This window comes from Nocardioides sp. FY1077 (genome assembly GCF_058681775.1).
Genome location: NZ_JBZWDB010000002.1, coordinates 952,833 through 978,714, shown reverse-complemented (window position 1 = coordinate 978,714; position 25,882 = coordinate 952,833). Strand labels below are relative to the sequence as shown.

At 74.2% G+C, this 25,882-nt stretch carries 30 protein-coding genes; 14 read left to right on the top strand and 16 right to left on the bottom strand.

Features of this window, described 5'->3' with window-relative positions; translation table 11 throughout:
* The first annotated feature begins 10 nt into the window (after positions 1-10).
* Positions 11-1,255, top strand: a complete 1,245-nt coding sequence (locus AC4OR8_RS09505) for an LCP family protein (protein ID WP_492165295.1) — start codon at positions 11-13, stop codon at positions 1,253-1,255.
* Positions 1,252-2,127: a crotonase/enoyl-CoA hydratase family protein gene (locus tag AC4OR8_RS09500; protein ID WP_492165294.1), complete on the top strand. Its 876-nt coding sequence runs from the start codon at positions 1,252-1,254 to the stop codon at positions 2,125-2,127. Before AC4OR8_RS09505 ends, AC4OR8_RS09500 begins: the two co-directional genes overlap by 4 nt.
* 112 nt (positions 2,128-2,239) lie before the next feature.
* On the opposite strand, the gene AC4OR8_RS09495 is transcribed toward AC4OR8_RS09500, so the two are convergent.
* The 4 genes from AC4OR8_RS09495 to AC4OR8_RS09480 all read right to left on the bottom strand — a co-directional run bounded on the left by AC4OR8_RS09495 (position 2,240) and on the right by AC4OR8_RS09480 (position 5,022).
* The gene (locus AC4OR8_RS09495; protein WP_492165293.1) at positions 2,240-2,791 is read right to left on the bottom strand and encodes a Dps family protein; all 552 of its coding nucleotides are present in this window, start codon (positions 2,789-2,791) and stop codon (positions 2,240-2,242) included.
* A gap of 41 nt (positions 2,792-2,832) precedes the next feature.
* Complete coding sequence (locus AC4OR8_RS09490; protein ID WP_492165292.1) at positions 2,833-3,624, bottom strand: dienelactone hydrolase family protein; 792 nt, start codon at positions 3,622-3,624, stop codon at positions 2,833-2,835.
* A 40-nt stretch (positions 3,625-3,664) separates the two neighbouring features.
* A complete protein-coding gene (locus tag AC4OR8_RS09485; protein WP_492165291.1) occupies positions 3,665-4,369 on the bottom strand; it encodes a GAF and ANTAR domain-containing protein in 705 nt (234 codons plus the stop codon).
* A 71-nt stretch (positions 4,370-4,440) separates the two neighbouring features.
* Complete coding sequence (locus tag AC4OR8_RS09480; protein WP_492165290.1) at positions 4,441-5,022, bottom strand: DUF1990 family protein; 582 nt, start codon at positions 5,020-5,022, stop codon at positions 4,441-4,443.
* Positions 5,023-5,192: 170 nt separating this feature from the next.
* On the opposite strand from AC4OR8_RS09480, the gene AC4OR8_RS09475 reads away from it, so the two are divergent.
* The 7 genes from AC4OR8_RS09475 (at position 5,193) to AC4OR8_RS09445 (ending at position 10,295) form a co-directional block, all read left to right on the top strand.
* Positions 5,193-5,801, top strand: coding sequence for a potassium channel family protein (locus tag AC4OR8_RS09475; RefSeq protein WP_492165289.1), 609 nt, complete (start codon positions 5,193-5,195; stop codon positions 5,799-5,801).
* Positions 5,802-5,892: 91 nt separating this feature from the next.
* On the top strand, positions 5,893-6,285 hold the full coding sequence (locus tag AC4OR8_RS09470; protein WP_492165288.1) for a hypothetical protein: 393 nt from the start codon (positions 5,893-5,895) through the stop codon (positions 6,283-6,285).
* A 55-nt stretch (positions 6,286-6,340) separates the two neighbouring features.
* The gene (locus AC4OR8_RS09465) at positions 6,341-6,802 is read left to right on the top strand and encodes a DUF350 domain-containing protein (protein WP_492165287.1); all 462 of its coding nucleotides are present in this window, start codon (positions 6,341-6,343) and stop codon (positions 6,800-6,802) included.
* Positions 6,802-8,070 (top strand): glutathionylspermidine synthase family protein, encoded by a 1,269-nt coding sequence (locus AC4OR8_RS09460; protein WP_492165286.1) that lies wholly within the window; start codon positions 6,802-6,804, stop codon positions 8,068-8,070. The genes AC4OR8_RS09465 and AC4OR8_RS09460 overlap by 1 nt, the downstream gene beginning before the upstream one ends.
* A gap of 5 nt (positions 8,071-8,075) precedes the next feature.
* Positions 8,076-8,813, top strand: a complete 738-nt coding sequence (locus tag AC4OR8_RS09455; RefSeq protein WP_492165285.1) for a 3-keto-5-aminohexanoate cleavage protein — start codon at positions 8,076-8,078, stop codon at positions 8,811-8,813.
* A gap of 46 nt (positions 8,814-8,859) precedes the next feature.
* Positions 8,860-10,101 (top strand): MFS transporter, encoded by a 1,242-nt coding sequence (locus AC4OR8_RS09450; RefSeq protein ID WP_492165284.1) that lies wholly within the window; start codon positions 8,860-8,862, stop codon positions 10,099-10,101.
* 50 nt (positions 10,102-10,151) lie between these two features.
* Complete coding sequence (locus tag AC4OR8_RS09445) at positions 10,152-10,295, top strand: hypothetical protein (RefSeq protein ID WP_492165283.1); 144 nt, start codon at positions 10,152-10,154, stop codon at positions 10,293-10,295.
* Between the two features lie 23 nt (positions 10,296-10,318).
* Here the strand turns inward: AC4OR8_RS09445 and AC4OR8_RS09440 are convergent, their stop codons facing one another.
* Positions 10,319-11,491 carry an acyl-CoA dehydrogenase family protein gene (locus tag AC4OR8_RS09440; protein ID WP_492165282.1) on the bottom strand — a complete coding sequence of 391 codons (1,173 nt, stop codon included), beginning with the start codon at positions 11,489-11,491 and terminating at the stop codon, positions 10,319-10,321.
* A gap of 58 nt (positions 11,492-11,549) precedes the next feature.
* On the opposite strand from AC4OR8_RS09440, the gene AC4OR8_RS09435 reads away from it, so the two are divergent.
* A complete protein-coding gene (locus tag AC4OR8_RS09435; protein ID WP_492165281.1) occupies positions 11,550-12,008 on the top strand; it encodes a CoA-binding protein in 459 nt (152 codons plus the stop codon).
* Between the two features lie 79 nt (positions 12,009-12,087).
* On the opposite strand, the gene AC4OR8_RS09430 is transcribed toward AC4OR8_RS09435, so the two are convergent.
* The 6 genes from AC4OR8_RS09430 to AC4OR8_RS09405 all read right to left on the bottom strand — a co-directional run bounded on the left by AC4OR8_RS09430 (position 12,088) and on the right by AC4OR8_RS09405 (position 17,677).
* Complete coding sequence (locus AC4OR8_RS09430) at positions 12,088-13,287, bottom strand: heparan-alpha-glucosaminide N-acetyltransferase domain-containing protein (protein ID WP_492165280.1); 1,200 nt, start codon at positions 13,285-13,287, stop codon at positions 12,088-12,090.
* Between the two features lie 7 nt (positions 13,288-13,294).
* Positions 13,295-13,849, bottom strand: coding sequence for a 5-(carboxyamino)imidazole ribonucleotide mutase (gene purE / locus AC4OR8_RS09425; protein WP_492165279.1), 555 nt, complete (start codon positions 13,847-13,849; stop codon positions 13,295-13,297).
* A gap of 4 nt (positions 13,850-13,853) precedes the next feature.
* Entirely contained in the window at positions 13,854-15,014 is a 1,161-nt protein-coding gene (locus AC4OR8_RS09420) for a 5-(carboxyamino)imidazole ribonucleotide synthase (RefSeq protein ID WP_492165278.1), read from the bottom strand.
* Between the two features lie 25 nt (positions 15,015-15,039).
* On the bottom strand, positions 15,040-15,540 hold the full coding sequence (locus AC4OR8_RS09415; protein ID WP_492165277.1) for a winged helix-turn-helix domain-containing protein: 501 nt from the start codon (positions 15,538-15,540) through the stop codon (positions 15,040-15,042).
* A gap of 95 nt (positions 15,541-15,635) precedes the next feature.
* Positions 15,636-16,619, bottom strand: a complete 984-nt coding sequence (locus AC4OR8_RS09410) for an adenylate/guanylate cyclase domain-containing protein (RefSeq protein WP_492165276.1) — start codon at positions 16,617-16,619, stop codon at positions 15,636-15,638.
* A 176-nt stretch (positions 16,620-16,795) separates the two neighbouring features.
* On the bottom strand, positions 16,796-17,677 hold the full coding sequence (locus AC4OR8_RS09405; protein WP_492165275.1) for a biotin--[acetyl-CoA-carboxylase] ligase: 882 nt from the start codon (positions 17,675-17,677) through the stop codon (positions 16,796-16,798).
* Positions 17,678-17,733: 56 nt separating this feature from the next.
* Between AC4OR8_RS09405 and AC4OR8_RS09400 the strand changes: the two genes are divergently transcribed.
* Positions 17,734-19,353 carry an acyl-CoA carboxylase subunit beta gene (locus tag AC4OR8_RS09400; protein ID WP_492165274.1) on the top strand — a complete coding sequence of 540 codons (1,620 nt, stop codon included), beginning with the start codon at positions 17,734-17,736 and terminating at the stop codon, positions 19,351-19,353.
* Complete coding sequence (locus AC4OR8_RS09395; RefSeq protein WP_492165273.1) at positions 19,353-19,604, top strand: acyl-CoA carboxylase subunit epsilon; 252 nt, start codon at positions 19,353-19,355, stop codon at positions 19,602-19,604. Before AC4OR8_RS09400 ends, AC4OR8_RS09395 begins: the two co-directional genes overlap by 1 nt.
* A gap of 13 nt (positions 19,605-19,617) precedes the next feature.
* Here the strand turns inward: AC4OR8_RS09395 and AC4OR8_RS09390 are convergent, their stop codons facing one another.
* Positions 19,618-21,048 (bottom strand): DHA2 family efflux MFS transporter permease subunit, encoded by a 1,431-nt coding sequence (locus AC4OR8_RS09390; protein ID WP_492165272.1) that lies wholly within the window; start codon positions 21,046-21,048, stop codon positions 19,618-19,620.
* Between the two features lie 94 nt (positions 21,049-21,142).
* On the opposite strand from AC4OR8_RS09390, the gene AC4OR8_RS09385 reads away from it, so the two are divergent.
* Positions 21,143-21,748, top strand: coding sequence for a TetR/AcrR family transcriptional regulator (locus AC4OR8_RS09385; RefSeq protein ID WP_492165271.1), 606 nt, complete (start codon positions 21,143-21,145; stop codon positions 21,746-21,748).
* Positions 21,749-21,795: 47 nt separating this feature from the next.
* Positions 21,796-22,398 (top strand): Maf family protein, encoded by a 603-nt coding sequence (locus AC4OR8_RS09380; RefSeq protein WP_492165270.1) that lies wholly within the window; start codon positions 21,796-21,798, stop codon positions 22,396-22,398.
* Here AC4OR8_RS09380 and AC4OR8_RS09375 read toward each other — a convergent pair.
* The 4 genes from AC4OR8_RS09375 to AC4OR8_RS09360 all read right to left on the bottom strand — a co-directional run bounded on the left by AC4OR8_RS09375 (position 22,325) and on the right by AC4OR8_RS09360 (position 25,750).
* Entirely contained in the window at positions 22,325-22,885 is a 561-nt protein-coding gene (locus AC4OR8_RS09375) for a GtrA family protein (protein WP_492165269.1), read from the bottom strand. The genes AC4OR8_RS09380 and AC4OR8_RS09375 overlap by 74 nt on opposite strands.
* A 97-nt stretch (positions 22,886-22,982) precedes the next feature.
* Positions 22,983-23,081, bottom strand: coding sequence for an MFS transporter small subunit (locus AC4OR8_RS09370; protein WP_492165268.1), 99 nt, complete (start codon positions 23,079-23,081; stop codon positions 22,983-22,985).
* Positions 23,078-24,469: an OFA family MFS transporter gene (locus tag AC4OR8_RS09365; protein ID WP_492165267.1), complete on the bottom strand. Its 1,392-nt coding sequence runs from the start codon at positions 24,467-24,469 to the stop codon at positions 23,078-23,080. Before AC4OR8_RS09365 ends, AC4OR8_RS09370 begins: the two co-directional genes overlap by 4 nt.
* Before the next feature lie 84 nt (positions 24,470-24,553).
* A complete protein-coding gene (locus AC4OR8_RS09360) occupies positions 24,554-25,750 on the bottom strand; it encodes an acyl-CoA dehydrogenase family protein (protein WP_492165266.1) in 1,197 nt (398 codons plus the stop codon).
* Positions 25,751-25,882: the final 132 nt, after the last annotated feature.

Sequence of the window (25,882 nt, the reverse complement as noted above, 5' to 3'; positions counted from 1 at the left end):
CGTCCCCTCCATGGCAGAGCGGCCCGGGCACGGCGGAGACGACCAGGAGCGGTTCGACTGGCTCTACGGCGGCAAGGGCGCGCCCGGCCCCGACGACCCCGACGCCACCCGGCCGGTGCGGCGCGGTCCGACGCCCGTGGCCGGTGGTGACGAGTCGACCCGGGTGATGCGCACCCAGCCGCGCGACGCCGCCGCTCCCCCGCCCGGCGCGGCCGCACCGGCCCCTGCACCGGTGCCCGCACCCGCGCCGACCCCGGCGCCCACCCCGCGCGGCGGCAGCAGCAGCGGCCGGCGCCGTCCGCGCTTCCGGCTGCGCTACCTCGTGGCGCTGCTCGCGCTCTGGGTGGTCTACCTGGTCGCGGTGCCGGTCTACTCGTGGACCCAGGTCGACGAGGTGGCCTTCGAGCCCGAGGGCGAGCGCCCCGGCGAGCAGCCCGGCACGACGTACCTGCTGGTCGGCAGCGACTCGCGCGCCGACCTGAGCGCGGCCGAGCGCGAGGAGTACGGCACGGGCAACGCCTCGGGCCAGCGCACCGACACGATCATGCTGCTGCACACCGGCGACGGCCCCAACCTGCTGATGTCGATCCCCCGCGACTCGATCGTCGACGTGCCGGGCTCGGGCACCACCAAGGTCAACGCCGCCTACGCCTTCGGCGGCCCCCGGCTGCTGACCCGCACCATCGAGCAGAACACCGGCATCCGCGTCGACGAGTACGTCGAGATCGGCATCGGCGGCTTCGTGAGCCTCGTCGACGCCGTGGGCGGCGTCGAGATCTGCCCGAGGCAGGCGATGGTCGACCCGCAGGCCAACCTCGAGGTGGAGAAGGGCTGCCAGGAGGCCGACGGCGTCACCGCCCTGGGCTACGCCCGCTCGCGCAAGACCAGCGGCCTCGGCGACGTCGAGCGCGCCCGCCAGCAGCGCGAGGTGGTCTCGGCGATCGGCCGCGAGGTCGTCTCGCCCTGGTCGGTGCTGAACCCGCTGCGCTACTGGCGCCTCAACACGGCCGCCACCGAGACCGTGACCTTCGGTGAGGGGATGGGCCCCGCGCGGGCCGCGATGTGGGCCATGGCGATGACGCGGGTCAACGGCGACTCCGGGCTGACCTGCTCGGTGCCGATCCAGGACCTGGCGGTCACCTGGGACCCCGAGCGCTCGCAGCAGATGTTCCAGGCCGTCATCGACGACCAGACCGACCGCATCGACGACAGCCTGTGCACGCCCTCGGGCCTGCCGGAAGGAGCCACCCCGTGACCTTCGAGACCCTGCAGTGGGACGTCGACGACGACGGGGTGGCCACGCTCACCCTCCACCGCCCCGACCAGCTCAACGCCTTCGACCTGGTGATGGCCCGCGAGCTGCTGCAGGTGTTCACCGTCGAGGCCCACGACGACGCCGTGCGCGCCGTCGTGGTCACCGGGTCGGGCCGCGCGTTCTGCGCCGGCATGGACCTCTCCGCCGAGGGCAACGTCTTCGGCCTCGACGAGAGCCTCGACGTCGACCCCGAGCGGGTGCGGGAGTCCTACGACCAGGAGCCGTGGGAGAGCGGCCTGCGCGACACCGGCGGCAAGGTCACCCTCGCGGTGCACGCCCTCCCCAAGCCGGTGATCGCCGCGATCAACGGACCCGCCGTCGGCATCGGCGCCACGATGACCCTGGCGATGGACCTGCGCCTGGCCTCGACCAAGGCCCGCATCGGCTTCGTCTTCGGTCGCCTCGGCATCGTGCCGGAGGCCTGCTCGAGCTGGTTCCTGCCGCGGCTCGTGGGGCTGCAGCAGGCCCTGGAGTGGGTCTACTCCGCCGACGTGCTGACCGCGGAGCAGGCGCACGCCGGTGGGCTGTTGCGCTCGGTGCACGAGCCCGACGAGCTGCTGCCGGCCGCGCTCGAGCTGGCCCGCTCCTTCGTCGTCGACCGCTCCCCGGTGGCGCTGGCCCTGGCCAAGCAGCTGCTCTACACCAACGCCGCCGCCCCGCACCCGCTCGACGCCCACCTCTCCGACAGCCTCGCCATGTGGCACACGTCCACCGGTGACGGCAAGGAGGGCGTGGCGGCGTTCCGCGAGAAGCGCGCCCCGCGGTTCACCGGGCGGGCCTCCGACCTGCCGCGCCTCTTCCCCTCCTCCTGACCCGGCCGCCGGCGGCACCGCTGGGCCGTCGTCACAACGCACGACGACCCCGTGTCCGGAGGGACACGGGGTCGTCGTGACGGTGCGGGTGCCCGGAGCGGGCGGGTGTGGCTCAGCCGGCTGCGGCTGCGGCCTCGGCCTCGGAGGTGGCGCCGGTGGTCGAGAGCGCGCCGGCCTTGTCCTCGAGGTGGGCGCGGATGAACCAGTGGAACAGCTCGAGGCCGTCGATCTGCGAGATGATCATGTCCTGGGTCACCGGGTCGAGCTCCTCGAGCTCCTTCATCGCGTCGCGGTGGCTGGAGATGACGCCCTGGTAGACCATGTCGAGGGCACCGAGGTGCTCCTGGGTCGTCGCGCGACCGATGCTGTACTCCTGCCACTGGCGGTTGGCCACCAGCGAGCCGGGGGTGCCCTGCGGCGAGCCGCCCAGGGTCGCGATGCGCTCGGCGATGTCGTCGGCGAAGCCGCGCACCAGCTCGACCTGCGGGTCGATCATCTCGTGCACGGAGATGAAGTGGGGACCCACGACGTTCCAGTGCACGTGCTTGAGGGTGAGGTGCAGGTCGTTGCAGGCCCACAGGCGGTCCTGGAGGAGCTCGATGACCCGGGCGGCGTCGTCGGCGCTCATGCCCGGCACGGTGTACTTCAGCTTGATGTTGGCCATGCGTTCGAACGTACTGGCCACCCCCGGGAGGACCATCACCCCTACGGGTGCGAGGCCTCCGGGACCCCCGTCCCGCCGCCCAGGGTGCGGGCCAGCAGCGCCTCCAGCGCGGTCCAGTGGCGGGCGGCGGCCCGCTCGTCGTACGCCGAGGTGTCGGCCATCGTGAAGCCGTGCGGGGCGCCGGCGTACACCTCGTTGACGTGGCGCCGGCCGGTGGCCCGCAGCGCCTCCTCGAGCGCGGCGACGGCGGCGAGGGGCATCGACGGGTCGTGGTCGGCGTGGCCGAAGACGTGCTCGGCGGTGGAGGCGCCGAGCAGCAGGTGGGGGCTGTCGGGGCCGTCGCCGACCAGTCCCCCGCCGTGGAAGCCGGCCACCGCGGCGACGGTGCCGGGGTGGCGGGCACCGGTGCGCACGGCCAGGCGGGCGCCCATGCAGTAGCCCACGACGCCCACCGGGCCGTCGCCGGCGTGGGCCAGCAGCGCCTCGACCCACACGTCGGAGTCGGGGTCGGCCAGCTCGGGGGTGAGCGCGCGCACCCGGTCCATCACCCCACCGGCGAAGAACGCCTCGCGGGCGCCCGCCTCGCGCAGGTCGGCCTGCGGGGCGAGGTCGCCGGCGGCGCCGTCGCGGTGGAAGACGTGGGGCACCAGCACCAGGTGGCCCCAGGACGCGATGCGGTCGGCCATGTCGCGCACCTGCGGGCGCAGCCCGATCGCGTCGACGTACAGCAGCACGCCGGGGCGTCCCGGCTCACCGCTCAGGTAGGCCTCGGCGGGGCCGGCGGCAGTGGTCAGGGTGAGCGTCTCGCGGGCCTGCCCGGCGTGGTGCGTCATGTCGGCGACGGTAGCCGCCGGTCGCAGGGCGGGGAGCGGCTCAGCCGCGGGCGCCGGTGGCGTGCTGCTGGTTGGCGTCGTCCACGAGGCGCGCAGCCACGTCGCGCAGCTTGATGCTGCCGTGCTGGGAGGTGCGCACCAGGAAGTCGAACGCGCGCTCCTCGTCGAGGGAGAAGCGCTCCATCACGATGCCGACGGCCTGGCCGATCTGCTGGCGGGTCTCCAGGGCGGCGTTCAGGTTCTCCAGCCGGCGCACCCGACCCAGCGCGAGGGCGGCGTGGGTGGCGAAGACCTCGGCGAGCACGGCGGTGTGGGGGTCGATCTCGTCGCTGCTGAGGGAGTACAGGTTCAGCCCGCCGAGGGTCTCGTCGTCGTGGTAGAGGCGCACCCCCAGCTGGGAGCGCAGCCCGAGCCTGACCGCACCCGCGATGTAGCGCGGCCAGCGCTGCTCGTGGCGGGCGTGCTCCACGACCACCACCGGGTCGGTCGTGATGGTGTGCAGGCAGGGCCCCTCACCGAGCTCGTACTGCAGCTGGTCGAGGTCGCCGCTGACCTGGGAGGTGGCCGCCACGGTCTCGATCGACCCGTCGCGGTGGGCCACCGAGATGCCGACCTCGTCGATGCCCGGCATCGAGTCGCGCGCCACGTGGACGATGCGGTCGAGGGTGCCGGCGAGGTCGGTCGCCGTGTCGATCTCGCGAGCGGCCTCCGCAGCGGCGCGCGCGATGTCGTGGTCGGTCTGCACGGGTGCTCCCAGCGGGTCGGGTCGGAACGCACCCGGTACCCCTCCGGCGGCACCCGAGACGGTGGGCCGGCTCACCCCGGTGCGGCCCCCGCCGCACGGCGCACCGCGCGCACGTAGGCCCGCATCATCGCCGCCTGGCCCAGCCCGACCAGGGGGGCCGTCGCGGCCACCGCGGCCCGGTCGGGACGCGACACCGCGGCCACGGTGACGACCGTGCCCGCGTCGGTGGCCTCGACCAGGAACACCTCGACGCCGGCCACCGGGTGGCCCTGGGACGTGCCGTAGGCGAAGCCCGCCCGCTGCGGCCCGTCGAGGCGCCACAGCACCCGCACCGGTGCCCTCAGACGCAGCCGACCCACGCCGGGCCCCACCAGCGCCACCGCGTCGGGGACGACCACGGCCGAGGAGACCGACGGGTGCATGCCGGCGCCGGCCTGGGCGGCCCACCGCAGCACGGCCGCCGCCGCGTCGTCGTACGGCACCGCGGCGGCGTCGAGCGGCACCCGCAGCGACCTCCCGCGCAGGGGGGCCGGGGCCGCTGCGGCCCAGGCGACCGGGTCGTCGTCGGGCCCGAGCACGGGAGCGGCGTCGTGGGTCGCCGCGAGGGCGCGCAGGCGGGCCTCGTCGCGGGGCGGGAGCAGGTCGACGGGCACGTCACCGACGCTAGGCCGCACCCGGTCACCGGCCCCGCCGCTCGCCTGGTCACCGGTCGGAGCCGACCCGCCGGCGGGCCCTGGGCGAACCAGGTCTCGCGCGACTAGTTTGACGGGGGCGTCCCGGTGGCAGGACCAGGGTGCCCCCACCCACCCCCCGTTGGAGACCGATGCCCACCGAGCCCACCGAGCCCGCCCCGCACGTGTCCGCCGCCGACCCGCCTGCGGGCGCGGCCGACGAGCCGGGCGCGGCGTCGCTGCGCCAGCGGGTGGTCGCCCGTCCGGCGCGCCGCCTGGTCAACACCCCGCGGCTGCTGGTCCTGGCGGTCCTGGCGGTGTGGGTGGCCTGCTCGATGGCCTACGCCGCCCTCGAGGGTCGAGGCCCGGTGGAGGGCCTGTGGTGGGGCGTGGTGACCGGCTCGACCGTCGGGTACGGCGACCAGTACCCGTCCTCCACCGCCGGGCGCGGGGTGGCCGTGGTGCTCATCGTGGCCATGCTGGTGCTGGTGCCGATCGCGATCGGCCACGTGATCGCGGGGCTGGTGCACGACCGCAACGAGTTCTCCCACGAGGAGCAGGTCGCGCTGGCCGAGACCGTCGACTCCCTGCACGACCGCGTGGAGGTGCTCCAGCACCTGATGCTGCAGAGCCTGGCCGCCACCCACGGCGAGGAGTGGCTGCGCAGCCGTCTCGAGGAGCTGCCGGGCGCGGGCCTGGCCCCCGACGACCCCCACCTCGACGACCGGATGCTCGCGCTGTTCCGCGACCAGGGACGATGAGCCCCGCCCCCACCACCGGCCCCGCCCGACCCCGGCACCACTCCCAGCCCCAGCCCCAGCCCCAGCCCCGATCCCAGCGGAGGACCCGCGCATGACCGACACCACCCGCCGCCGGATGCGTTCCACCGGCGTCAGCATCGGCGTGACCGCCCTGATGGCCGCCGGCCTCAGCGGCTGCTCCACCTCGGCCGACTACGCCGCCGTGTGCGTCGACACGGAGACCGAGGAGCGCGTCGACGACGACGTGTGCGACGAGGACGACGCCGACTACAACGGCACCGGGTCGGGCTTCTTCTGGTACTACCTCGGCGCCAGCTCGCGGGTGCCGGCGATCGGCAGCGGCGTCTCCGGCGGCACCTACAACGGGTCGTCGCTGGGCGGCCGCGTCCAGCGCGGCGGCCTGCCCAGCACGGGCGGCACGTCGGTGAAGTCGGTGACGAAGACCGGCGGCTTCGGCGGCACCAGCCGCGGCATCTCGTCCTGACCCGGCCCGCGCGCCCCTCCCGCCCTCCCCGACCCACCACCTGAAGGACATCCCCATGCTGGAAGAGCTCTTCGTCGCCCTCGTGCACGCCGTCGTCTACGCCGTGCTGGCCGGCGCCATGCTCGTCGCCGCCTACTACGTCCTCGACCTGGTCACCCCGGGCCACCTGGGCAACCACCTGCGCGGCGTCGACGAGACCGGGGCGGAGTCGGTGCACGCGTCGTCCCGCTCGGCCGGCGTGGTGGCCTCGGCCTGGCTGGTCTCGAACGCGGCGGTGCTGTTCACCGCCATCTGGACCAACGGCGAGACCGACCTGGGCTGGGCGCTGGTCTGGACGCTGTCGTTCGGCGCGCTGGGCATCGCCCTGAACGCCGTGATGTTCTTCGTCGTCGAGGCGCTCACCCCGGGCGACCTGCGGCGCATCGTGACCGAGCCCGGCCCGGTGCGTCCGCTGGCCTACGTCGCCGCCGCGTCCGCGATCTCGGTCGGCGCCATCGTCTGCGCCAGCATCGCCTGATGTGGCGCCACGCGTCGCGCCCGCGCCCGGAGTGGGAGCGCATCGTCACCGAGCAGGGCCTGATCTTCCCGCTGACCCCGACCCCCGAGGGCCGCACGGTGCCCTACTGGAACGAGTCGGCGTGGTACGAGGTGACCCTGCAGGAGGTCGAGGCCATGGAGGCCGCGACCGAGGAGCTGTGGGAGATGTGCGTCGACGCCGCGGGCCACATGGCGGCGACGATGACCGACGCGCGCCTCGGCCTGCCCGAGGGCAGCCTGTCGCTGGTGCGCGCCTCGATCGAGCGCGGTGACCCCGCGATCTACGCCCGCTTCGACCTGGTCTACGGCCCCGACGGGTCGATCAAGATGCTCGAGGTCAACGGCGACACCCCCACCGGGCTGGTGGAGACCGGCGTCGTCCAGTGGCGCTGGATCGACGACGTGATGCACGACATCGACCAGTGGAACAGCGTGCACGACCGGCTCGTCGAGCGCTGGCGCGCCCTGCGGGTCGGCGGCCACCTCGACGGCGACGCCGTGCACTTCCTCTACGACCTCGGCGGGGAGGGCGAGTACGACGGCGGCGAGATGGAGATGACCGTCCACTACCTGATGGACTGCGCCGTGCAGGCAGGGCTGCGGGTGATGGCCCAGCCCATCTCGCAGGTCGGCTGGAACCCCGACACCCGCAGCTTCCGCGACGTGCACGACGAGCCCATCCGCAACGCGTTCAAGCTCTACCCCTGGGAGGACATGCTCGGGGAGGAGTTCGGGCGGATGCTCGTCGACGGGCGCGAGACGCGCCCGGTGCGCTGGTTCGAGCCGGCGTGGAAGGTGCTGCTCAGCACCAAGGCGATCCTGCCGGTGCTGTGGGAGCGCAACCCCGGCCACCGGCTGCTGCTGCCGGCGTACTTCGACGAGCCGCGCGACCTCGAGGAGTGGGTCGCCAAGCCGCTGCACGGACGCGAGGGCGACGGCATCACCATCCACCTCGCCGACGGCCACGAGACCACCATGCCCGGCGTGTACGGCGCCGAGGGCTGGGTCTACCAGGCCTACACCCCCCTGCCGGTGTACGGCGGCAACTACGTCGTGCTCGGCTCCTGGGTGGTCGACGGCCAGGCCGCCGGCATGCTGGTGCGCGAGTCCGACGGCATGGTCACCGACTACTTCAGCCGCGTCGTGCCCCACGCGATCAGCGACGGGCTGACCCCCGACGCCGCGACCGTGCAGGGCTGGCTCAGCGCCCGCACCCCCGTGGACGCCCCCCGCCTGCCCGGCGCCTGACCGGGGTGCGGCTGCAGGCCTGCCTCAACGGCGCGCGTCGACCCGACGAGCACCCGGCGCTGCCGGTGACCCCGGCGCAGCTGGGCGCCGACGCCGCCGCGGTGGTGGCCGCCGGTGCGGGGTCGGTGCACGTGCACGTCAAGGACGCCGCCGGCGTCGACACCCTGGACTCGACCGCGCTGGCGGCCGCGCTCCGGGCGGTCCGGGCCGCGGCGCCCGGCGTACCGGTCGGGGTGACCACGGGCGCCTGGGCCTCGCCCGACCCCGGTGAGCGGGTGGGTGCCGTCGGTGGGTGGACGGAGCTGCCGGACTTCGCCTCGGTCAACTGGCACGAGGACGGCGCCGACGCCGTCGCCGCCGCGCTGCTCGACCGGGGGGTCGGGGTGGAGGCCGGGCTCTGGCAGGCCGACGCGGTCGCCCGGTGGGCGGCGTCGCCCCACCGGGACCGCTGCCTGCGGGCGATGGTCGAGCTGCCCGACGCGCTGACCGCGCCGGCCACGTCCACCGAGGCCGGCGCGCTCGTCGCGCAGGTGCGGGCCGCCGGCGACGGGGCAGTGCCCGTCCTGCTGCACGGCGAGGGCTCCAGCGCGTGGCCGGCGCTGCGCTGCGCCGCGGCGTGGGGACTGGCCACGCGGATCGGCCTGGAGGACGTCCTGGTGCTGCCCGACGGCTCCCCCGCGCCGTCGAACGCCGCGCTCGTCCGAGCCGCCCGCGGCGTGCTGGGCCACGCCGTCCCGCGATGAGCGCGAGGTCGGCCGGGTCGGCCGGGGCCGTGGCAGGCTGCCGCCCGTGACGACACGTGCCGGCGTCCGCGCCCCGGCCCTCGCCCCGCTGCGCGAGCACGACTTCCGCTGGTACTTCGCGTCCCGGTCGGTCAGCCTCCTCGGCAGCACGATGTCGAGCGTCGCGCTGGCGTTCGCGGTGCTCGACCTCAGCGACTCCCCCGGCGCGCTCGGCGTCGTGCTCGCCGCGATGAGCATCCCGATGGTGGTGTTCCTGCTCGTCGGGGGCGTGGTGGCCGACCGGTTCGGCCGCACCCTGGTGATCCAGTCGTCCAACGTGGTGGCCGGGCTCAGCCAGCTCACCATCGCCACCCTCCTGCTCACCGGCGTCGCCGAGCTGTGGCACCTCGTGGTGCTCGCCGCGCTCATCGGCACGTCGACGGCCATGAGCTTCCCGGCCCTGTCGAGCGTGCTGCCGCAGCTGGTGCCGCGCGAGCAGCTGCAGCAGGCCAACGTGCTGGTCTCGATGGTGCGCGGGGCGCTCACCGTCGTCGGCCCCTCGGCCGCCGCGCTGATCGTGGTGACCGCCGGTCCCGGCTGGGCGCTGGCCGTCGACGGACTCAGCTACCTGCTCGCCGCCGCGCTGCTGCTGCCGGTGCGGGTGCCTGCCGCCGCCGCGTCGGACGACGACAGCGTGCTGGCCCAGCTGCGCGACGGCTGGGGCTACGTGCGGCGCACCACCTGGCTGCGCTCCGTCGTGCTCGGGTTCACCGTGCTCAACGCGATCCACGCCGGCGCGCTCGTGACGCTCGGGCCGGTGCTGGCGAAGGAGGGCGAGCTCGGCGAGCGCGGCTGGGGCCTGGTGCTGTCGGCGGAGGCGGTCGGCCTGCTGGCGATGACCGTGGTGCTGACCCGGGTGCGTCTCGAGCGGCCGCTGCTCGTGGGCCTGCTCGGGGTCTCCCTGCTCGGGCTGCCGATGATCGTGCTGGGGGTGGAGCCCACGCTCGTGCCCGTCCTGGTCGCGATGTTCGTGGCCGGCGCCGGCACCGAGGTGTTCGGCCTGGGCTGGAACCTGGCGATGCAGGAGCACGTGCCCCCGGCGATGCTGTCGCGCGCCTACTCCTACGACGCCCTCGGGTCGTTCGTCGCCATCCCGGTGGGCCAGCTCGTCTTCGGCCCCCTGGGCGCGGTGGTCGGCGTGCAGGAGGTGCTGCTCGCCGCCGGCGTCGGCTACGTCCTGGTCGTCGCGCTCACGCTGGCGCCTGCCTCGGTGCGGGGCCTGCGCCGCGCCGACACCGCGCCCGCCTGAGCCGCCGTCCGGTCGGGCGTACGACGGCGCCCGGTGGGCACCGGCACCCCATGAGCCAGCACCCCGACGACGCGCCCGCCATCGACCTCGGCGAGGTCGCCGAGGAGACCCCCGAGGAGTCGACCGCCGCCGAGCACGACGTCGTCGGCGACGGCCCCGGCGGTGACGTGGTCCCGGAGGACGACGCCCAGTAGCCGGTCGCGGCAGTCGGCCGCGCTCAGAGCTGCGACTGCACCCCGGCGAGCAGCTGGCGGGCCATCACGATGCGCTGCACCTGGTTGGTGCCCTCGTAGATCTGGGTGATCTTGGCGTCGCGCATCATCCGCTCCACCGGGTAGTCCTTGGTGAAGCCGTAGCCGCCGAGCACCTGCACCGCGTCGACCGTCACCGCCATGGCGACGTCGGAGGCGAAGCACTTGGCCGCGGCGCCGAAGAAGGTGAGGTCGTCGTCGCCGCGCTCGGAGCGGCCGGCGGCGGCATAGGTCATCTGGCGGGCGGCCTCGATCTTCATGCCCATGTCGGCGAGCATGAACTGCAGGCCCTGGAACTCCGCGATCGGCCTCCCGAACTGCTCGCGCTCCTTGGCGTAGCGCAGCGCGTAGTCGAGGGCGCCCTGCGCGACGCCGACCGCCTGGGCGGCGATGGTGACGCGGGTGTGGTCGAGGGTCTTCATCGCGGTCTCGAAGCCGGTGCCCTCGGCGCCGATCATCCGGTCGGCCGGGACGCGCACGGCGTCGAGGTAGACCTCACGGGTCGGGCTGCCCTTGATGCCGAGCTTGCGCTCGGGTGCGCCGAACGACACGCCGGGGTCGGACTTCTCCACCACGAACGCCGAGATGCCGCGCGAGCGCTTCGCCGGGTCGGTGACGGCGAGCACCGTGTAGTACTCCGACTCCCCTGCGTTGCTGATCCAGCGCTTGGTGCCGGTGAGCACCCAGTCGTCGCCGTCGCGCACCGCCCGGGTCTTCATCGACAGCGCGTCGGAGCCGGCCTCCGGCTCGGAGAGGCAGTAGGAGAAGCCGCCCTCGCCGCGCGCCAGCGCCCCGAGGTAGCGCTTCTTCAGCTCCTCCGAGCCCGCGATCTGCACCGGCAGCGAGCCGAGCTTGTTGACCGCCGGGATCAGCGAGGCCGACACGTCGGCGCGGGCCACCTCCTCGATGACCAGCACGGTGGCCAGCGCGTCGGCACCGGCGCCGCCGTACTCCTCGGGCACGTGGGGGGCGTGCAGGTCGGCGGCGAGCAGCGCCGCGGCGGCCTCGTGGGGGTAGCGGGCCTGCTCGTCGACGTCGGCCGCGTACGGCGCCACCTTGGCGTCGCAGATCGCCCGGGTCGCCTCGCGGATCGCCTGGTGCTCCTCGGACAGCGCATACATCGGGTACGTGGACGTCATAGCATTCATGTTACTCGCAGGTACGGACCGCCCGGGGCCGTCGTCCTAGGCTTCCGGCATGACCTCCCCCACTCCCCGGTCCCCTGCCGGGACCCTCGGCCCGCAGGACCCCGCCTCGGTCGACCTGATGCTCGACGACTGCGACACCTGGGCCGTCGTCGGCCTCTCCGGAGACCCCTCCCGCACCGCCCACCAGATCGCCGCGCTGCTGCAGGCCCGCGGCAAGCGCATCGTGCCGGTGCACCCGCTCGCCGCCGAGCAGGACCTCGTGGTGCTCGGCGAGCAGGCCTACCCCACGCTGGCCGACATCCCGTTCCCCGTCGACGTCGTCGACGTCTTCCGCCGCTCCGAGGCGGCCGGCGAGTTCGCCGACCAGGCGGTGGCGATCGGGGCGCGCGGCGTGTGGCTGCAGCTCGGTGTGGTCGACCAGGCCGCCCTCGAGCGCACCCGCGCGGCCGGCGTCGCCATGGTGATGGACACCTGCCCCGCCATCGAGTGGCGCCGCCGCGGCGCCTGACCGCCCGGCGCTGCCCGACCAGCGCGATCGCGCCGCTCGAGCACCCCCGACCAGCGCGCCCGGTCGACCAGGTCGGGGGTCAGCCCGACCGGCCGGCGCGTCGTACGGCGCCCGCCGCGGCCCGGGAGGCCGCCGACACCGCGGTCTCCAGCGGCCCGCGCCGCCCGACGGCGGCGTAGACCGCGCCGAGGAACAGCAGCACGAACAGGTGGGCGGGCAGCGCGGAGGGTTCCTCGGGCGGCCACAGGCGGTCGGTGCGGAGCAGCACGTGGAGCGAGTAGAGCGACAGCACCATCGTGCCGGCGCCGAACACGACGCCCGTGGCGGCCCGGGCGAGCGACGCCGCCCGGCCTGCCCGACCCGGCCGGGCTCCCCGGGCCGACACGGTCGCGTCGAGAGCCAGGCAGAGCCCGAGCACGAGCAGCGCGCTCCCGCTGGTGGCCAGCAGGTCGAGGGTGGTCGAGGAGTGCGGTGAGACGACCAGCAGCCAGGCCGGGTCGCCGCCGGTCGGCGTGTTGCCGAACAGCCCGCCGGCGGCCTCGTCGAGGACGCCGGGGCCGAGGTCGGTGCGGGCCACCAGCAGCCGCGACACCAGCGTGGCCGCCACCGCGAGCCCAGCGCCGACCCCGGCGACGAGCAGGGCGGTGGCACGCCGGGCGAGGTCGAGGCGGCCCACCGCGAGGCCCACCAGCAGGTAGCCCAGCCACGGCACGGCCGGGTAGTACCCCGCCCACAGCACGTCGGAGGCCAGCTGCCCCGGGTCCGCGACCAGGCGGGGGAACGTGGGGCTGTCGAACCCGCGGGCGGGCAGCCGCGGCCGCAGCACCCACGACACCAGCGGCGTGACGACCACCCACCCCGCCGCCCAGGCCAGCAGCGTCGGCGTCCGCAGCCCCAGGAACGGCAGCGCCAGCAGGAACAGCACGCCGTAGGAGGTGAGGATCACCGCCAGCCCGGAGTCGAGGCCGCCCAGCAGCAGCCCCACGACGGCCACCAGCACCGCGCGCACGGCGATGCCCGCCGAGCGCGCCGCCCGCTCGCGCCCGACCACGGGCACCCGGCGTCCGGTGGTCAGCGCCAGGCTCACCCCGGCCAGCACCGCGAACAGCGCCGCGGCCCGCCCGCCGGCCACCGCGTGGGCCAGGCTGAGCGACCCGTCGGGATCGCGGGGCGCGGCGACGTGGGTGGCCACCATGCCGACCAGCGCCAGGCACCGCGCCACGTCGACGCCGACCAGCCGGGCGCGCGCCACCAGGTCGGCGTCGACGGCGGTGGTCACGGACGGGCTAGAACCCGAGCCGGCGGGGCCCTGCGTCACGCCGTACGCTCTCGCCCTTCTCCTGTGCCGCGGTGCGCAGCGCCGCCTGGAACTCCACCATCCGCTGCTGCAGCGCGGGGTCGGTGGCGGCGAGGATGCGCACGGCGAGCAGCCCGGCGTTGCGCGCCCCGCCGACGGCCACGGTGGCGACCGGCACCCCGGCCGGCATCTGCACGATCGACAGCAGCGAGTCCATGCCGTCGAGGTGGGCCAGCGGCACCGGTACGCCCACCACCGGCAGCGGCGTCACCGCGGCGAGCATCCCGGGCAGGTGGGCGGCGCCCCCGGCGCCGGCGACGATCACCGCGAGCCCCCGCTCGGCGGCGCTGCGACCGTAGGCGAGCATCTCCTCCGGCATCCGGTGGGCCGAGACCACGTCGGCCTCGTGGGCGATGTCGAACTCCGCCAGCGCCTCGGCCGCGGCCTTCATCACCGGCCAGTCGGAGTCGGAGCCCATCACGATGCCGACCCGGGGGCCGGAGGTCGGGCTGGCGGACCAGGGGCTGTCAGGAGCTGGGGTCACGGGGTCACTCGCTCTCGTTGCCGAGGTCGCCGCGGAACCAGGCGGCGGCGTGCCGCGCCCGCTCCAGGCAGTCCTCGAGGTCGTCGCCGTAGGCGTTGACGTGGCCCACCTTGCGGCCCGGACGCAGGTCCTTGCCGTACAGGTGCACCCGCAGGTGCGGGTCGCGGGCCATGGCGTGGGGGAAGCCGTCGTAGAGGCGCCCGACCGCGGGGTCGTCGCCGCCGAGGATGTTGACCATCACCGTCCAGCGCGCCCGGGGCGCCGGGGAGCCCAGCGGCAGGTCCATCACGGCGCGCAGGTGGTTCTCGAACTGGGAGGTCACCGCGCCGTCCTGGGTCCAGTGCCCGGTGTTGTGGGGGCGCATGGCCAGCTCGTTGACCAGGATGCGTCCGTCGGTGGTCTCGAACAGCTCGACCGCGAGCACGCCGGTGACACCGAGCTCGCCGGCGATGCGCAGCGCCACCTGCTGGGCGTGGGCGGCGAGGTCGGGGTCGAGGTCGGGCGCCGGGGCGACGACCTCGTGGCAGATGCCGTCGCGCTGGGTGGAGGCCACGACCGGCCACGCCGCGGCCTGGCCGGACGGCGAGCGGGCCACCAGCGCGGAGAGCTCGCGGCGGAAGTCGACGCGCTCCTCAGCCAGGAGCGCCACCCCGGCGGCACGGGCCGCGTCGAGGGCCGCGGCGCAGTCGTCGGGGCCGTCGACGAACCACACGCCCTTGCCGTCGTAGCCGCCGCGGGTCGTCTTCAGCACGCACGGGAACCCGAACGCCTCGACCTCGGCGACCGAGGCCACCACCGCGTGACGCGGGCAGGGCACCCCCAGTGCGGTGAGCCGTTCGCGCATCACCGCCTTGTCCTGGGCGTGCACGAGCGCGTCGGGCCCGGGCCGGACGGCGACCCCGTCGGCCTCGAGGGCTCGCAGGTGCTCGGTCGGCACGTGCTCGTGGTCGAAGGTCACCACGGCGCAGCCGTCGGTGACCCGGCGCAGCGTGGCGAGGTCACGGTGGTCGCCGACGACCTGGTCGACGATCACCTGGGCGGCCGAGACGCCGTCGGCCTCGGCGAGCAGACGCAGCGGGAGGCCGAGCGCGATGGCGGGCTGGGCCATCATGCGGGCCAGCTGTCCGCCGCCGACGACGGCGAGGGTGGGGGCGGGCTGGGGCACCCGCCCAGCCTAGGAGACGCCCGGGTCAGACGACGACGTGGTCGACGACCTGGACGGCGACCGCGCCGGCCGGCGGGTGCGCCACCCGCACCTGCGGCGGCGCGGCGGCCTCGGGCGGCGCCTCGACGACGACGTCGGTGCCGATCACGACGGCCGGCGCCGGGGTCACGGTGCTGCCGTCGCTGCCGGTGAGGTCGGCGGTGGCACCGGCGGGGTGGCCCTCGGGCGGCTCCGGCTCGAAGCGCAGGCCCTGGCCGCGGATCGTGGTGATCAGGTGGGGACGGCGCGGGTCGTCGCCGATCTTGCGGCGCACCCAGCCCAGGTGCACGTCGATGGTCTTCGACGACGTCCAGAACGTCGTGTGCCACACCTCGCGCATCAGCTGCTCGCGACTGACGATCTCGCCGGCGCGGGCGATGAGGGCCGCGAGCAGGTCGAACTCCTTGCGGGAGAGGGTGAGCTCCGTGGAGCCCTTCCAGACCTGACGGGTCCCGGGGTCGAGACTGATGTCCTGGACTCTGTGCACCCCTCCACCGTACGAACCGGCTCGGCACAGGGTAAGTAAATGCCGGAAAATGACAGTGGCAGGAACGTGCCACCTGTCAGATCGACGGCGACGCGTCAGTGACGTCGAACGGCCACCGGCTCCACGAGCCCGAAGCCGCGCACCGGGCGCGCCGGCAACCGGCGCGTCTCGAAGTCCTCGTCGGGCAGCAGCCCGGCCGTCGTGGCGTCGATGATGATGCGGTTGCGCCGGGCCACCGCGGTCAGCCGCGCGGCCATGTTGACCGGCGGGCCGAAGACGTCGCCCAGCCGCATCACGACCGACCCGCTGGCCAGTCCGAGGCGCACGTCGGGCATCCGCGGGTCGCGGCCGATCACGTTGATGATCCCCTCGGCGGTGTCGTAGGCCTGGATGGGGTCGGCGTTCACGAACAGCACGGAGTCGCCGATGCTCTTGATGACCCGCCCCCGCTGCGCGGCCACCACGTCGGCGCAGCGCACCTCGAAGAGCTCCACGAGGTCGCCGATGCGCTCCTCGGTGAGGGTGTTGCTGAGCGCGGTGAACCCCACGATGTCGGCGAAGCCGACGGTCAGCGTGGTGGTGTGCAGGTCCTCGTCGGCCGCACCGAGGGCCTCGACCCGCGCCGCGGCGGCGGCGAGGTGGCGACGCCAGGCGTAGATCAGCATGGCCTCGAACGGCGTGCTGAAGTCCTCGACCAGCCGCATCGCGGCCTCCAGGCGGCCCCCCTCGGCCACCTCCTGCTCCTCCAGCGACTCCACGTGCTGCACCAGTGCGGAGACCTCCCAGTCGGCCAGCCGCGCCATCGTCTGGCCCACGGCGCGGGTGAGGTTGACCGCGAGGTCGAAGTCGATCAGGCCGGAGTCGACGACGCCGAGCAGCATCGCCACGGCCTCGGAGTCGGCGCCCATGAAGGCCCGCTCGTCCGGGGAGTGCTCGGGGAAGCCGAGGGCGCGCCACAACCTGCGCGCCTGCTCCTGGGTGACCCCGGCGTGCTCGGCCAGCTCGGGCGAGGTCAGCACCGGGACGTCGCCCAGGATCGCCCGCTCGAGGTCACCGGGACGCCGCTGCGGATCGGTCACCGTCGACCCGGGGGCGCATCGACGACGACGTCGCTCGACCGCGCCTGGGAGATGACCACCCCCCGATCATGTCACCCGGCGCCCCGCGCCGCTGGCAGTCGGCGTCAGCGCCGCGGCGTGAGCTGGCCGGGCACGGCCACGGCCCCGGCGGGGCTCAGGTGGGGCTCAGGTGGGGCTCAGGTGGCGCGCACGTGCACCACGTCGCCGGCCCCGACCGCCACGTCGCCGTCGGGCCCGGCCACCACCAGCCGGCCCGCGGCGTCGACGCCCGTGGCCCGCCCGCGCAGCACCGCACCGCCCGGCAGGTCCACCCGCACGTCGCGGCCCACGGTCACGCACGCGCCGGCGTACGCCGCCCGCAGCCGCTCGGCCCCGGCGGCCCCGGCGGCCCCGGCGGCCCCGGCGGCCCCGCCGTCCTGCCAGTCGTCCTGCCAGTCGTCGTGGGCGGCCCGCAGCGCGTCGAGCACGTCGAGGAGCAGGTCGGTGCGCCCGGGCACCTCGATGCCGAGGCGCGCGGCCTCCACGGCCAGCGACGTCGCCGTGGGCACCGGCAGGTCGGCGGCGGCCGTGGTGACGTTGAGCCCTACGCCCACCACCGCCACGGGGCCGGCGGGACCCTCGACGCGCTCGACCAGGATTCCGGCCAGCTTGCGCTCGCCGCCGCCGGCCGAGGTGAGCAGGTCGTTGGGCCACTTCAGGCCCACCGGGAAGCCGTGGGCGACCAGTGCCGCCGCGACCGCCCGGCCGGTGAGCAGGGGCAGCCACGGCCACTGCGCGGCGGGCACCCGCGGGCGCAGCAGCACGGAGAAGGGCAGCGAGGTGCGCGCGGGCATGGTCCAGCCGCGGTCGAGCCGCCCCCGGCCGGCGGTCTGGTGCTCGGCCACCACGACCAGCCCCTCGGGCTCCCCGGCGCGGGCACGCGCGGCGACGAGGGCATTGGTGGAGCCGGTCTCCTCGACCACCTCCACGCGCAGGCCCGGGCCGGGGCGGGCCAGCCGGGAGCGGTCCAGGGCCTGCGCCGGGTCGTGGAGTGGGCGCGCGGGAGGCTCGGGGGTCACGGGCACTACCCTGACGCACGTCCACCCGACGGGTCAGTTCAGGAGGCCGGATACACGTGAGCGCACAGCCAGGCGAGGGCACCGAGGTCCCCGACGACCTCGACCTCCACACGACCGCCGGCAAGCTCGCCGACCTCGACCGCCGCCTCGACGCGGCCGTCCACGCAGGGTCGGCCAAGGCGGTCGAGAAGCAGCACGCCAAGGGCCGGTTGACCGCCCGCGAGCGCATCGAGCGGCTCTTCGACGAGGGCTCCTTCGTCGAGCTCGACGAGCTGGCGCGCCACCGCTCCACCGCGTTCGGCCTGGAGAAGAACCGCCCGTACGGCGACGGCGTGATCACCGGCTACGGCACCATCGGGGGTCGCCAGGTGTGCGTGTTCTCCCAGGACTTCACCGTGTTCGGCGGCTCGCTGGGCGAGGTGTACGGCGAGAAGATCACCAAGGTGATGGACCTCGCGATCAAGACCGGCTGCCCGATCATCGGCATCAACGAGGGCGCCGGCGCCCGCATCCAGGAGGGCGTGGTCTCCCTCGGCCTGTACGGCGAGATCTTCCGCCGCAACGTGCACGCCTCGGGGGTCATCCCGCAGATCTCGATGATCATGGGCAACTGCGCCGGCGGCCACGTCTACTCCCCCGCCGTCACCGACTTCACCGTGATGGTCGACCAGACCTCCGCCATGTTCATCACCGGCCCCGACGTCATCAAGACCGTCACCGGCGAGGACGTGTCGATGGAGGACCTCGGCGGCGCGCGCACCCACAACACCAAGTCGGGCAACGCCCACTACATGGGCGCCGACGAGGACGACGCGATCGACTACGTGAAGTCGCTGCTGTCGTTCCTGCCGCAGAACAACCTCGACCCCGCGCCGGCCTTCGACGAGCCGGCCGACCTGACGCCCTCCGAGCTCGACCTGGCGCTCGACACGATCGTCCCCGACTCCCCCAACCAGCCCTACGACATGCACACCGTCATCGAGACGGTGCTCGACGACCAGGAGTTCCTCGAGGTCCAGGAGCTGTTCGCCCCCAACCTGCTCGTCGGCTTCGGCCGGGTGGAGGGGCAGTCGGTCGGCGTGGTGGCCAACCAGCCCATGCAGCTGGCCGGCACCCTCGACATCGACGCCTCCGAGAAGGCCGCCCGGTTCGTGCGGTTCTGCGACGCCTTCAACCTGCCGGTGCTCACCTTCGTCGACGTGCCCGGCTTCCTGCCCGGCACCGACCAGGAGTGGAACGGCATCATCCGGCGCGGCGCCAAGCTCATCTACGCCTACGCCGAGGCCACCGTCCCGCTGGTCACGATCATCACCCGCAAGGCCTACGGCGGCGCCTACGACGTGATGGGCTCCAAGCACCTCGGCGCCGACATGAACCTCGCCTGGCCCACCGCCCAGATCGCGGTGATGGGCGCCCAGGGCGCGGCCAACATCGTGCACCGCAAGGAGCTCGCGCAGGTCGAGGCCGACGGCGGCGACGTCGAGGCGCGCCGCGCCGAGCTGATCGACGAGTACGAGACCACGCTGGCCAACCCCTACGTCGCTGCCGAGCGCGGCTACGTCGACGCCGTGATCACGCCCCACGAGACGCGGGTGGAGGTCACCCGCGCACTGCGGCTGCTGCGCTCCAAGCGGGAGACCCTGCCGGCCAAGAAGCACGGGAACATCCCCCTCTGATGGCCGCCGAGACGACGGTGACCGGCGAGGACGGCGCCGCCGCGCAGCCGGCGCAGCCCGTGCTGCGGGTGGTCTCGGGCGACCCCACCCCCGACGAGCTGGCCGCCCTGGTGGCGGTCGTCGCGTCGCTGGGCGGCGGGGCCCCGGCGCCGGCCCGCCCGCGCCCGGTGTGGGCGGCACCCCACCGGCTGGTGCGGCACACACCGCCGCACGGCCCGGGCGGGTGGCGGGCCAGCGGCCTCCCCCGCTGACCCGCCGGCCGGCCTACTGGCGGTCGCGCACCCGCCCGGGCGCGGCCAGCGCGGCCAGCGCAGCGACCGCGACGGCCCCGGCCCCGGTCAGCAGCGCGACGCCGATGGCGCCGTCGTACCCGGTCGGGGTGATGTCGCCGCCCGCGCCGAGGAAGACCGCGGTGAGCACGGCGATGCCGAGGGCCACACCGAACTCGCGGATCGTGGAGTTGGCCGAGCTGGCGATGGCGAAGTCGTCGTCGGGCAGCCCCTCGAGCACCGCCGTGGCGCTCGGGGCGAACGTCAGCCCCATGCCGATGCCGGCCATCGCCAGGGCCGGCACGAACGCGGCGTACGACGACTGGTGCTCGGTGAGCCAGGCGAACCACACCAGCGACCCCGTCTGCAGCAGCAGTCCGGTGACCAGCAGCGCGCGCAGGCCGGTGCGGGCCGCGAGAGCCCCCGCGATCGGCGCCACCACCATCGGCGCGGCCGTCCAGGGCAGAGTGCGCACGCCGGCCTCGAGCGGGGAGTAGCCGTCGACGACCTGGAGGTACTGCGAGAGCAGGAAGACCGTGCCGAACATGCCGAGGGTGAAGGTCAGCCCGATGACGTTGGCCACGCTGAACCCGCGCGCGGCGAACAGCCGCAGCGGCAGCACGGCGTGGTCGCGACCGCGCGCCCAGGCGACGTACGCCGGCAGCAGCAGCACCGAGGCCACCAGCGGCACCAGCACCTGCGGGGCGTCCCAGCCCTCGTCGTTGCCGTGCACGATGCCCCAGATGCCGAGCACCACCGCGCCGCCGAGCAGCAGCGTGCCGACGGGGTCGAGACGCTTCCACGCCCCGCGCGACTCCGGCACGGCCAGCAGCAGCAGGGGCACGGCCACCACGGCGACCGGCACGTTGAGCCAGAAGATGGCCTGCCAGCTGACGCCCTCGACGACCGCCCCGCCCACGACGGGTCCCAGGCCGACGCCGAGGCCGGAGACCCCGCCCCAGATGCCGATGGCCACCGCCCGCTTCGCCGGCGGCACCGCGGCGGCCAGCAGGGTCAGCGACAGGGGCATGATCGCGGCCGCGCCGAGCCCCTGCACGGCTCGGGCGGCCACCAGCGCCTCGGCGGTGGTGCTGAGCGCGGCGGCGATCGAGGCGGCGGTGAACACCGTGATGCCGGCGAGCATCACGGCGCGCCGACCGAGCCGGTCACCGAGCGTGGCCGCGGGCAGCATGAAGGTGGCGAAGGCGAGCGTGTAGGCGTTGAGGAACCAGGACAGCTGGCCCACGCTCGCGTCGAGGTCGGCCTGCACCACCGGCAGCGCAGTGGTCATCACCAGGTTGTCGAGGGTGGCCATGAACATCGGCAGCGACGCGGCGACCACGGCCAGGGCGACCGGGCGTCGGCGGCCGGAGCCGGGTGGGGGTGCGGGGGTCTCGGGCGTGGCGGGGCGGTCGAGCAGGGCCATGGGGGTCTCCGGGGCGACGAGGCGGATTCAGGAAGGCATCGGATGATCACCTCCTGCCGACGACGTTAGGTAATCGACTGATAACCTGTCAACCATGGCCCCGGAACCGACCGCCCCCGTCCCCCGGATGAACGCGCAGGACCGGCGCGAGCTGGTGCTCGACGCCGCCACCCGCGCCTTCGCCCGGGGCGGCTACCACGGCACCAGCACCGACGCCGTCGCCCGCGAGGCCGGGGTGTCGCAGCCCTACGTCGTGCGGATCTTCGGCACCAAGCTCGAGCTGTTCCTCGAGGTGTTCGACCGGGCCGTCCACCGCATCGACCGCGGCTTCGCCGAGGTGCTGGCCCAGGGACCGTTCGATCCCGAGGACGAGGACGACTGGGGACGCCTCGGCGCGGCGTACGCCGACCTGCTGGCCGACCGGTCGCTGCTGCAGGTGATGATGCACGGCTTCTCCGCCGGCGACCTCGACGACGTGGCCGCCCACGCCCGGGCCGGCATGGGCCGGATCTACGCCACGGTGCAGCGCACCGGCTGTACCGACGACCGGGCCCGGGACTTCGTGGCCCACGGGATGCTGCTCAACGTGATGCTCGCGATGCGCGCCCCCGAGCACGTGGACGAGGCCGACGCGCTGAGCGCGCTCACCGCCTGCACCTTCGGCGACGCCCTGCCGCTCGTGGGCCGGCGCGACGGCTGAGCCACCGCCCCACCCCCCGCACCGCCCCCACCGCCTAGGGTCGGGGCGTGACCACCTTCGTGCTGGCCAGCGCCTCCCCCGCCCGCCTCGCCACCCTGCGCAGCGCCGGTCTCGACCCCCTCGTGGTGGTCAGCGGCGTCGACGAGTCGCAGCTCGACGGCCTCGCCCCCGCCGACCTCGCGCTCGGCCTGGCGGAGCTGAAGTGCGCCGCCGTCGCCGAGGGCGACCGGGTGCCGTCGGACGCCCTCGTGCTCGGCTGCGACTCCGTGCTCGAGCTCGACGGCCGGGCGCTGGGCAAGCCCGCCGACGCCGCGGAGGCCGTCGCACGGTGGGGCGCGATGCGGGGGCGCTCCGGCGTCCTGCGCACCGGCCACTGCCTGCGCGACCTGCCGTCGGGGCGCACCGTCTCGGCCACCGCGTCGACCACCGTGCACTTCGCCGACGTCGACGACGACGAGGTGGCCGCCTACGTCGCCACCGGCGAGCCGCTGCACGTCGCGGGCGCCTTCACCGTCGACGGCCTCGGCGGGGCCTTCGTCACCGGCATCGAGGGCGACCACCACAACGTGGTCGGCGTCAGCCTGCCGCTCCTCCGGGAGCTGACGGCGGGACTCGGTCACTCGTGGACCGCGCTGTGGGCGCCGCGCTGACGCCGGTGGCCGGCGACTCCTCGGGCGGGTAGATGTCGGAGAGCCCGATCGGTCGCTGGAAGACGTAGGTGCGGAACAGCCAGAAGCGGGCGACCACCCCGAGCGCCAGGCCGATCACGTTGGCCGCGATGTTGTCGGAGACGGGGTCGTCGAGCCCGAGCACGTCACGGCTGACGACCAGGCACAGCACCGGCAGGGCCATCGTGGCGACGTTGATGACGAGGAACGCCGAGCGCCCACCGTCGGCCTGGCGCGGCGGACGGTCGCGGAAGGCCCAGCTGCGGGTGCCGCGGTAGCTGATCAGCATGCCGACGAAGTTGGCCAGCACGTAGGCCAGGATCGGCTGGTCGGTGAGCGGCGCGGAGCCGCCCGAGGAGAACCCGTGCACCAGCAGGTTGAACAGCATCAGGGCCACCACGGTGGCCAGGCCGCCCACTGCGAGGAAGCGACCCACCTCGGCGAGGAGTCGCCGGCACCGGTCACCCATGGGCTCAGGCTAGGCCACCGCGCCGGCGCACGGACGCCGGGCCGGGACACCGCTGGCCCCGGCCCGGCGTCGGGCCCCGCTTCGGGCCCGCTGCGGACTAGCCCGTGAAGAGCGTGGAGGCCTTGCGCACGGTCTCGACGATGCCGTACGCCAGCGGCACGGCGACCAGCGCCCAGGACACGACGACCCTGCTCATGCGTGGCTCCCCTCGGTCGCGCGCTCGCGCGACGGCTCGTGGTGCTTGCTGGCGACCGGGCGCACCATCGCGTTGGCCAGCAGGCCGACCGCGAGGAGCCCGACCATGATGAACAGCGCCGGGCGGTAGGCGTCGGCGGTGAGGCTGCCGGGCTCCCCCGAGCTGTCCAGCACGGTGTTGACGATGAGCGGACCGACCACACCGGCCGCCGACCAGGCGGTGAGCAGGCGGCCGTGGATGGCGCCGACCTGGAAGGTGCCGAACAGGTCGCGCAGGTACGCCGGGATCGTGGCGAAGCCGCCGCCGTAGAAGCTGATGATGACCGCCGCGAGCAGCACGAACACCCCGGTGGACACGGTGCCGACGGTGGCCAGCAGCACGTAGAGCACCAGGCCGAGGCCGAGGTAGAGGAAGTAGATGCCCTTGCGCCCGATCACGTCGGAGGTCGAGGACCACACGAAGCGCCCGGCCATGTTGAAGATCGACAGCATGCCGACGAAGCCGCCGGCCGCGACCACGGAGACCGTGCTGGTGTCGCCGTCGCGGAAGAAGTCCTGGATCATCGGCGAGGCCTGCTCGAGGATGCCGATGCCGGCGGTGACGTTGCAGAACAGGATGGTCCACAGCAGCCAGAACTGCGGGGTCTTGATGGCGTTGGACGCCGAGACGCTGTCGGTGGTGACCAGGCTCTTCTGCTTCACCGACGCGGGGTCGAAGCCGTCGGGCTTCCAGCCCTCGGCCGGCACCCGCATGGAGAACGCACCGAACATCATGAAGAGCAGGTACAGCGCGGCCAGGGTGAGGAAGAGCAGCACCAGCGCGCGGCCGTCGGCCACGGGGTTCTGCGTGGCGTTGAACGACGGGTCGTAGGCGGCCAGCAGCTCGCCGCTGAGCGGGCTGGCGATCAGCGCGCCGCCGCCGAAGCCCATGATCGCCATGCCGGTGGCCAGGCCCGGGCGGTCGGGGAACCACTTGATCAGGGTCGAGACCGGCGAGATGTAGCCGATGCCGAGCCCGATGCCGCCGATCACGCCGTACCCGAGGTAGAAGACCCAGATGCTGCCCACGGCGATGCCCAGGGCGCCCACGAGGAAGCCGGTGACCCAGAAGCAGGCGGCCACGAACATCGCCGCGCGCGGGCCGTTGCGGTCGACCCAGGTGCCGAAGAGCGCCGCCGAGACGCCGAGCATCACGATGGCGATGGAGAACGAGATGCCCACCGCGGTGAGGCTGGAGTCGAAGTGCTCGACGAGCGCGGTCTTGTAGACGCTGGTGGCGTAGACCTGGCCGATGCACAGGTGCACCGCCAGGGCTGCCGGGGGGATCAGCCAACGGTTGAAGCCGGGCGGCGCCACGGTCTTCTCTCGGGCCAGGAACGACGGGACCACGTAACACCTCCGGGTGGGGAACGGGCTAGTTGTACGCCTGCACCCGCGGCGTACGGCTCACCCCAAGAGGGGTCGGCGTGTCGCTCACTCCACGGGCAGGCCGAGACCCCGGGCGATCAGCATCCGTTGCACCTCGGAGGTGCCCTCGCCGATCTCGAGCACCTTGGCGTCGCGGTAGAAGCGGGCCACCGGGTACTCCTCCATGAACCCGTAGCCGCCGAAGACCTGGGTGGCGATGCGGGTGGCGGTGACCGCCGACTCCGTGGTGTACAGCTTCGCGACGGCCGCGGCCTGCTTGAAGTCGCGGTAGGGCGCGCCGGCGTCCTTCATGGCCGCGGCGCGGTAGGTCAGCATCCGGCTGGCGTGCAGCATCACCTCGAGGTCGGCCAGCTGGAACGCCACCCCTTGCTTGCGCCCGATCGGTCCACCGAAGGTCTGCCGCTCCCCGGCGTACGCCAGAGCCATGTCGAGGCAGGCCTGGATGCAGCCGACGGAGAGCGCGGAGATGGCGACCCGGCCGTCGTCGAGCGTGGCCAGGAACTGCGCGTAGCCGCGACCGCGCTCGCCGAGCAGGTGGTCGGCCGGGACCCGTGCGTCGCTGAACGACAGCGGGTGGGTGTCGGAGGCGTGCCAGCCGAGCTTGTCGTAGGCCTTCTCGGCGGTGAACCCGGGCGTGCCGGCCGGCACCATGATCGCCGAGATCTCCGGGCGGCCGTCGTCGCGGCGGCCCGTGCGGGCGGTCACCGTGACGAGCGAGGTGATCGAGGACCCGGAGTTGGTGATGAACTGCTTGGCGCCGTCGACGACCCACTCGTCGCCCACCAGCTCGGCGCGGGTGGCGGTCGCGCCGGCGTCCGAGCCCGCACCGGGCTCGGTGAGGCCGAAGCCGGCCAGCTGCTCCCCGGCCACCAGCGTCGGCAGCCACTGCTCCTTCTGTTCCGCGGTGCCGTAGGTGAGCACCGGGTTGATGCCCAGCCCGACCCCGGCCTGCAGCGTGATGCCCATCGACTGGTCGACGCGCCCGATCTCCTCGATCGCCACGCACAGGCTGGTGAAGTCGCCGTCCTCGCCGGCGCCGCCGTACTCCTCGGGCGCGGTGAGGCCGAAGAGCCCCAGCGCGCCCATCCGCTGCACGACGTCGACCGGGAAGTGGTGCTCGCGGTCCCAGCGCGCGGCGTGCGGCGCGATCTCGGCCTCTGCGAACTCGCGGACGCTGCGGCGGAACTCCTCGTGCTCGCGGGAGAGCTCGAAGGCGGTCGGGGACGGTGTGACTCCGGTCATGTCCCCATGCTAGCGCCGAGGTTAGCGGTTGTTAACCACGGCGGAGTTCCGCAGGACAGACCTCGCCGACGCCGCGCGAGGACGGGCGATAGCCTGCCCGTCGGGTCCGCCACGGACCCGTCGCGAGACCCG